General features: G+C 49.3%; 4 protein-coding genes. 1 reads left to right on the plus strand and 3 read right to left on the minus strand.

From position 1 onward, the window contains the following. Together QUA38_RS25935 and QUA38_RS25940 are read right to left on the minus strand one after the other, a co-directional pair. Positions 1-351: ATP-binding cassette domain-containing protein (locus tag QUA38_RS25935; protein ID WP_333167000.1), on the minus strand; the 351-nt coding region annotated here is incomplete at its 3' end. A gap of 233 nt (positions 352-584) precedes the next feature. Next, complete coding sequence (locus QUA38_RS25940; protein ID WP_333167001.1) at positions 585-3137, minus strand: DNA topoisomerase (ATP-hydrolyzing); 2553 nt, start codon at positions 3135-3137, stop codon at positions 585-587. A gap of 1562 nt (positions 3138-4699) precedes the next feature. On the opposite strand from QUA38_RS25940, the gene QUA38_RS25945 reads away from it, so the two are divergent. Beyond that, entirely contained in the window at positions 4700-5095 is a 396-nt protein-coding gene (locus QUA38_RS25945; RefSeq protein ID WP_006632892.1) for a response regulator, read from the plus strand. Positions 5096-5407: 312 nt separating this feature from the next. Here QUA38_RS25945 and QUA38_RS25950 read toward each other — a convergent pair. Further along, positions 5408-7711: DNA-directed RNA polymerase subunit beta'' (locus QUA38_RS25950; protein WP_333167003.1), on the minus strand; the 2304-nt coding region annotated here is incomplete at its 5' end.

The raw sequence follows: 7711 nt of genomic DNA on the forward strand, positions 1-7711 counted from the left end.
AACTGTTAAGTGAGGATAGAGAGCATAATTTTGAAATACCATAGCGATATCTCGGTCTTTAGGAGGCAAATCGTTAACCAGCCGATCGCCAACCCAAATATTGCCAGCCGTCAAAACTTCCAAACCGGCGATCGATCGCAGCAAAGTGCTTTTTCCGCAGCCAGAAGGCCCCACCAACACCATGAATTCCCCGTCTTCGACCGTTAGGTTAATGCGCCGCAAAACGCTGTTAGACGCAGGGCGATCGGCCGCAGGCAAGACATTTTCGGCGGCGGTGTTTGCTTCTTTTTCCTGTTCTCCTTGGCGGAGAGGAAAACTTTTGTAGATATTTTCTAATACAACTTGCGCCATTAAACAATTTTAGATTTTAGATTTTAGATTGGGGAATTGGGGAATTGGGCATTGGGGATTGGGCATTGGGCATTGGGCATTGGTAATTGAGATATTCAAGGAAGGAGGAAGTTGGGGAACGAGCAGTGTACAGGATTTAAATGATTTAACGGATGGATGTTGAAGTCAGAAGTCAGAGGTCACAAATCTGATTAATGCCCCATGCCCCATGCCCCATGCCCCATGACTATTGACTATTGACTGCTGATAACTTTGATAATTTTTTCACCCGGATTGAGGTCAAAAACTCGATCGCCCGCAGCATCTTTCCCCCAAAAAGCTATAGCATCCATAGCTGATCGCAGCAGGCGGCCAGAATTAGTAAAAAGTTTGACATCCGTACCCGGAACAGCCTGCAGCAAGCCAACTAAAGCATCTTTAGGTTCGGAGAAACGAAAAGCTTGAGTGCCAATTTCGCCCCGGTTAGTAAGTCTGACAGAACCTGCAGGCATTCGTTTTGCCCAACCCAACTCGGAAAACAGCACCAGACTGTCGTCCGGGTAGAGAGTGATGCAACCCACCAACTGTTCCTGCTTCCGCAACCTGGTTACTTGAGAACCCTGGGCCGCGCGGCCCATTGGCGGCAGTTGTTCATCATCAATCTCAAACCGGAGGACTCGGCCTCCTGAAGTGGCGATCGCCACTTGCTCGCCGACTTTAGCCAGACTCGCACAGCGCAGCCGATCGTCCTCCTTGAGTTTAACAACAGTAACGCCACGATTAGTCAAATCAGCAAATTCCTGCATCGCCAAGCGCTTAATTTTTCCTTGCTGAGTCAGAGTTACTAAATCCGCCGCCTCCGAATTTTCCGGCAAAATAAAGTGTGCAACTGTGATTTCCGACAAAGCGCGATCGGCACTGTCTTTAGTAGCACTCGGCGACAACAAACTAACGATCGGCGTTCCCCGGTCTTTGGCGCTACTACTAGGAATATCGGCCACTTTCAGCGGATAAGCTTTGCCGTTAGGAGTTAAGACGACCAAAGTGCGATCGGTTTTCGTCAGATTTGCCGTCACAATAAAATCTTCATTTTTTTCTAAAGCTGAAACCGATTTTTCGCGACTTTTCGAGCGTGGCTTTTCCCCAGTCTGCAAGCGTCGCACGTACTGCTTGTGCGAAAATTCAACAATAGTTTCCTCTGGCTCTAGAACGGGCAATAAGTTCGGCTGAATCGTTGCCGGCGACAACTGCTTAACCCCAGAATTTTTCTTACCAGAAAATTGTGATTCGGCGTTTGCTGCGCGTCCGGTTCCATTGGCGAATTTAGTGCGGCGGGGGTCAGCGTACTTGCGTTTGAGCGATCGAAATTCCTTCTTTAAAGCCTTCAAAAGTTCGCGCCTGTCGCTCAACAACCGCTGCAATTCTTGAATATTAGCCATCAACTCATCAAACTCAGACTGCAAATTTTGCCTTTCCAAACCAGTCAGTCTACGCATAGGCATCGCCAAAATCGCATCAGCTTGACTTTCGCTCAAATTGAGGCGAACTTGCAAAGTTTGCTTAGCAGTAGAGCCATCAGGAGAATTTCGGAGAATGTCGATCGCTGTATCGAGATTTGTCAAAGCCAACATTAAGCCTTGGACAATATGACAGCGGCGTTCTGCAGCTTGCAACTCGTAATTGTAGCGGCGGGTCAGAGTCACTTCCCGGAAATCCAGAAATTCCTGCAACAATTGTCGGAGCGTCAATTGTCGCGGTTGACCGTTGACAATTGCCAGCAAAATCGCCCCAAAATTTGTTTGCAGGTCAGTTTGCTGGTAAAGACGAGCGAGAACCGCTTCTGGGGTAAATTCCCGCTTGAGTTCAATCACCACTCGAATGCCTTCGCGATCGCTCTCGTCACGCAAATCAGAAATACCTTCGAGACGGCCGGAATTGACCAACTCCGCCACCTTTTCAATCCAAGCCGCCTTATTTACCTGAAACGGAAACTCCGTCACCACGATCGCCGTTTTAGTACGCACCTTGCGATTACCTGGCACCTCTTCCACCCCTGCCACACCCCTGACCGCAATGCTGCCTCGACCCTTAGTGTAGGCGTCAACAATGCCCTCTGTAGCGACGATTTCCCCTCCTGTGGGAAAATCAGGACCCGGAATCAGTTCTATCAACTTCTCGTCGGATAGTTCCGGGTTTTCAATCAAAGCAATTAAACCGTCTACCACCTCTCCCAAATTGTGTGGCGGGATATTAGTTGCCATCCCGACAGCAATGCCGGTACAGCCGTTGAGTAACAGAAACGGCAACTGAGCAGGCAGCGCCGTCGGTTCCTGCTGCGAATTGTCAAAGTTACCAGTAAAATCAACAGTTGCATCGCCGACTTGGGTTAGCATAGCTTCGTGGGCGATCGGTGCTAGCCTCGTTTCCGTATAGCGCATAGCAGCCGCCGGATCATTGTCCACCGAACCGAAATTGCCGTGACCCGCCAGTAAAGGATAGCGGCTCGAAAACTCCTGAACCATGCGTACCAGAGCGTCGTAAACCGATTGGTCGCCGTGGGGGTGATATTTTCCCAAAACATCTCCAACTACCCGGGCGCACTTACGGTAAGGTCGGTCTGGCGTCAGACCGAGTTCGTGCATCGCATATAAAATTCTACGGTGAACTGGTTTTAAACCGTCGCGGACATCAGGCAAAGCTCGCCCGACGATCACACTCATGGCATATTCGAGGTACGATTGCTGCATCTCGGCGTGCAGAGGCGTAGAAATTACTTGCCCGGAAAGTAGGTTGAGTTGTTTAGCCATGAGTCCTTGTGTCCGTTAATTCCTGAGTGAAAACAGCCTCTGTCAATAATGCCGAGGTTCCCTGTCTCGATTGAAAAGCCTTTGCTGCAGGCGAACCGAAAGTTCGACCCAACCGCCCATTTGAACAATAAAAATAAACTTAACTTGTGAAAGCAGAATCAGAGTCCCGAAGACGGACAACACTTGCCTCTTACTCTCCACTCTTACCCTAACCTCTATGTTGCCTTCATTTGCGCCTACCTGTCTATTTACCTTCTCACGGCAGAAGGTAAATAGACAGGAGAACACGGAATGCCAGAAACTCAGAACGTAGTGAGGCTGTAGCTCTTCCTAGGAAAGCGTCACGAGGGACTTTAGTCCCTGTCAATCTATGATAGAATTTAATTGCAATTAGGAATAACCATCTACACGAAGAAATATTCTATTCAGGAGAAACCCCGGATTGATCTCGTCTCAGTACAGCCGTAGCGTGGATCAAAAGGGTTGACGATCGAGCTTACCGTATTTTGGCAAGCGTGATGGACTCCGAAAGTCTTAAAAAAGAAAAGTAAGCGCAATTGGAATACCCCTGGTAGTGGTAATTGTTCGGAGCGTGTAGAGATGACTGGACGATGAGTGAAGTCCCTGTTTTGGGCTTATTCAACAATAGAGCGTGGCCGTTACTCACTGAGGGAGCATCTCAATGAAAGCACCCAAGCTAGAAATTGGAGGCACGAAACAGGAGCCAGGAGGAAAGAGGAAGAAGGAAGGAGCCAGAAGAAGTGTTTGTACAAATTATGAGATGCTCCCCTCACTCAGAGTCTCAAAAATGCCGATATCGATGAATTCATCACTCAAAAGCTCTCCTGGCGATATCTCCTAGTCTGGACTCCCCTTGATGAAAGAAAGCGTCGATATTTGAAGCCGTTTTGATGGGTTAAAACTCAGAATTAGGAATCTCCAAAAATCCCCGCTAAATTCGCTACTTCGAGTGCTGTGGCGACAGGAGGAAGGAAATAATTATCACACATTCCCGATTTTAATATTAGTTCAAAAAATAATGCAATTGTAGGCCCGTGACCCAAACTGATCTCCAGTAAATCAGTTCCCATCTAAAATATAAAATATAAAATCAGAAATGGTAGAAGCCGGAGGCTTGACCTAAAGAAAGGATATTATAAGTCCAGGACGCACGGGTAGTCAGAAACCGGGTTTTTTCATAGCAATAGTTCGTTATAGCCCGCCGAAACGAGCAAAAACCCGGTTGCGAGGCGTCGTCCATCCGTCCTGGATTGTACTAGAAACCTGCTACCTGAGAATATTGAGACTCTCACCAGTGTCAGGTCTAGTTATAAAAAAGAACTAAACTGTCTGTGTGTAGTAGTCTAAATGATGGTACTGGATGCTTCTAGGCATCTGTAAACCCTCTCACAGCTAGTGGCTCAAGGATATACATACGGGTTTTGCAGGGTTCCCGGCTGATGGCGCTAAAAACTCTGCATTTTTGACGGGGAATGTAGTCCCCGTCTCGTGTTCCTCTTTGGACTAAAGTCACAAAGTTTCTATACTTCCCATATTTATTTATGAAAACCGTTCTGATTGTAGAGGACGATTTGGTTAATGCTCGGGTTTTTTCCAAAATTCTGACTAAGCGGGGGGGCTTAGCCGTGAAGCACACGGAAAATGTTGAAGAGGTGATGCAGATTGCTGCTAACGGCGAAGCGGATTTGATTTTAATGGATGTGTCTCTTTCGCGCAGCGTGTACCAGGGCAAATCTGTTGACGGCATTAAGATTACTCAACTGCTCAAAGCTGACCCGCAAACGGCATCGCTGCCGATTATTTTGGTGACTGCTCACGCAATGGCTGGCGATAAAGAAACATTTCTGGATCAAAGCGGTGCCGACGGTTACATCTCTAAACCTGTGGTAGACCATCAAGAGTTTGTTAATCAAATCAAGGCTTTGCTACCTGATTGAGGTGAACCATACATGAATAAAAAATAAGAAGGGAGAAGGAAAAAGGAAGCAGGAAGAAAGAATTGTTTGTTTGAACCCACAAACAATTAAAACTCTAGAATTACAAAGTTTGCTTAAACTCTGAATCTTCCTTCTTCCTTCTTCCTTTGGATGTCCCGATTACACAATGCTATGAGTTCGGAGCTTGAATTAGTGAGGAAAACTTTGAGATTTTTTAACTCATGAAATCGAAGTGTGCGTTGCGGCGAGGAACCAACTTATCCTCAGCGAGCGCAACGCTGTTCATTCATTCATGCAATCTCAAAACTATGATTAGTCTTCGTCCTCATCGAAGTCAAAACCGATATCATCATCATCATCATCTGGTCCCAAGGCATCATCCTCAGTCTCAGCGACAAAATCGTCTTCATCAACCTCAACTTCCTCAAAATCCTCATCAGGCTCAAGATCAGAGGCGCGCCCGATCTCAAAACCGCTCTCGATCGTATAAGCGCGGCGGGCAGTGCGATCGTCCAAAACCACATCCTCCTGTAAATCGTGGATGTCGTCATCAAACACAGCACCATCAAAACCCGCATCCTGAACCCCAGCATCCTCATAGGCATTGAACCCAGTACCCGCAGGAATCAGGCGGCCGATAATCACATTTTCCTTCAGCCCGCGCAGCCAGTCAGACTTACCTTCGATCGCAGCCTCAGTCAACACACGCGTAGTCTCCTGGAAGGAAGCAGCGGAAATAAAGCTATCAGTATTCAGCGAAGCCTTAGTAATCCCCAGCAACACCGGAGTATAATCCGCCGGGGCTCCACCAGTAATTGACATCGCCTCATTCACCTGCTCAACCTGCCGCAATTCTACCAACTCACCGGGGAGCATAGTAGTATCGCCGCCATCTTCCATCCTGACTTTGTTAGTCATCTGGCGAACAATCACCTCGATGTGCTTGTCGGAAATATCCACGCCCTGAGACTGATAAACCGACTGCACCTCATTCACCAAAAACGTCTGCACCTGTTGGAAACTCTCTAAGGCAGCCTCAAAAGTAGACTGCCGCTCCTTGAGCACATGAAAGAACACCTCCAGAATTTCGTGAGGGTTAGCAGGCCCGTCGGTCAAAGCTTCGGCGACCCCTACGCGCTGTCCGTCGGAAACGATCGGGTTTTGACCAGGCAACAAAGGATACTCCTCAATCCGGCCATCATCCTCAATCACCGCAAGTTCCACAACATCGTCATCCGTAACCACGCGAGCCGTCCCCGGCCGCTTGGCTAAAATACAAGCTTCCTTCGGCTTCCGCCCTTCAAGAAGTTCCTCAATCCGTGGCAAACCCTGAATGATATCCCCAGTCTTTGCCCGCTCAAACACCAGAATCACCAAATTGTCACCCCGCTGCACCAAGTCGCCGTCGTCTACGTGCAGCACGGCACCAGCCGAAACCCGGTAAGGGCGAGCCACCCTGAGCAAGAGTTTCGCCGGTTCTGTCTCCGACGCAGGTACAACCTTCACAACTTGGCCGGATTCTTCGAGAACAACCCCCGGAGCTATTTCGGTACCAGCCACCAGCAGTTGACCCGGACTCACATCCGGCGTACCCGCCACAGAGATCGAAATAGAATCCGCATCTCGCATCACCAACAGTCGGCGTACTGGTTCGCCATGCCCCTCACGGATGCCCCGAACGATACCCGCTTCTTTGCAGAGAATCTCTGTGCGGGCGACTACTGCCCCCGGCGCGATCGACTGCCCATCTTCGACCAACAGCCGCGTGTGAGTGCTGCCTTGAGTCGGATCAGCAGACACATCCCGCCGAATCACTAGCGATTCCAAAATGACTAGCTGCAAGCGGAAAGTCTTGGAAACTCGATCCCCCCCATCGGCCACAGTCATAGCCAACTCTTGCGACGCACTATCGTCTTCAGGCGAACCCCAAGCCGGGCCCGAACCGTCCGCCCCAAAAGCCATAGCATCATCCTCATCCGGCAGCAGCTCGATATCCGCCGCCAATTGCGGAGCTCCCGAACCAATTTCCAAAATAAGCTGAGTCCGCAGCAGTTCCAATCCCTCGACAGATTTGACGCGCTCCCCATCCTTATAAGGAAGTCGCTGCACTGCTTTCAAAGAGATCGACTCATTCAGCGCCGTCTGAGAAGGCACTGGTGGCTTATCCGGCACCGGGAACTCCACCACAGGCCGCAGCAACAAAGCCGGGCCCTCGGGAGTTTCGATATACTCGGCATAGCCCAACTCTTCGGCAACTAAGCCTGGGAAAATTTCTTGACCGGCGTTGACGATTTGACCTTCCCCGAATGTTAGCGGCGGGCGGTCTACTACATGGAGTGTGCCCGGTTTGATCACAATTTCCCGCAGGATGTCATTTTTCTGAGTGATTTCCACTGCCCCGCTGGTTTGGCAGAAAATATCCTTAACGACTTCTGTACCGGCCTCTACGTACTGGCCATCTTCCACCAGCAGCAGAGAAATATCCTTATTGACCTCGTGGCACTCTTCCGGTATCCAGAGCAGAGTTCCGCCTTTGACGACTTCGTAGCCAAGTTTAGCTTTGCCGCGCTTGTGGACTTCCACCCCGCCGTACTTGACAATGCCCCCTGTAGCTGT

This window comes from Microcoleus sp. Pol12B4 (assembly GCF_036701385.1).
Classification (GTDB): Bacteria; Cyanobacteriota; Cyanobacteriia; order Cyanobacteriales; family Microcoleaceae; genus Microcoleus.

Excerpts from the sequence above, each read along its gene's own strand:
- QUA38_RS25940 (WP_333167001.1), bottom strand. The coding sequence starts at position 3,137 with ATGGCTAAACAACTCAACCTACTTTCCGGGCAAGTAATTTCTACGCCT.
- QUA38_RS25945 (WP_006632892.1), top strand. The coding sequence starts at position 4,700 with ATGAAAACCGTTCTGATTGTAGAGGACGATTTGGTTAATGCTCGGGTT.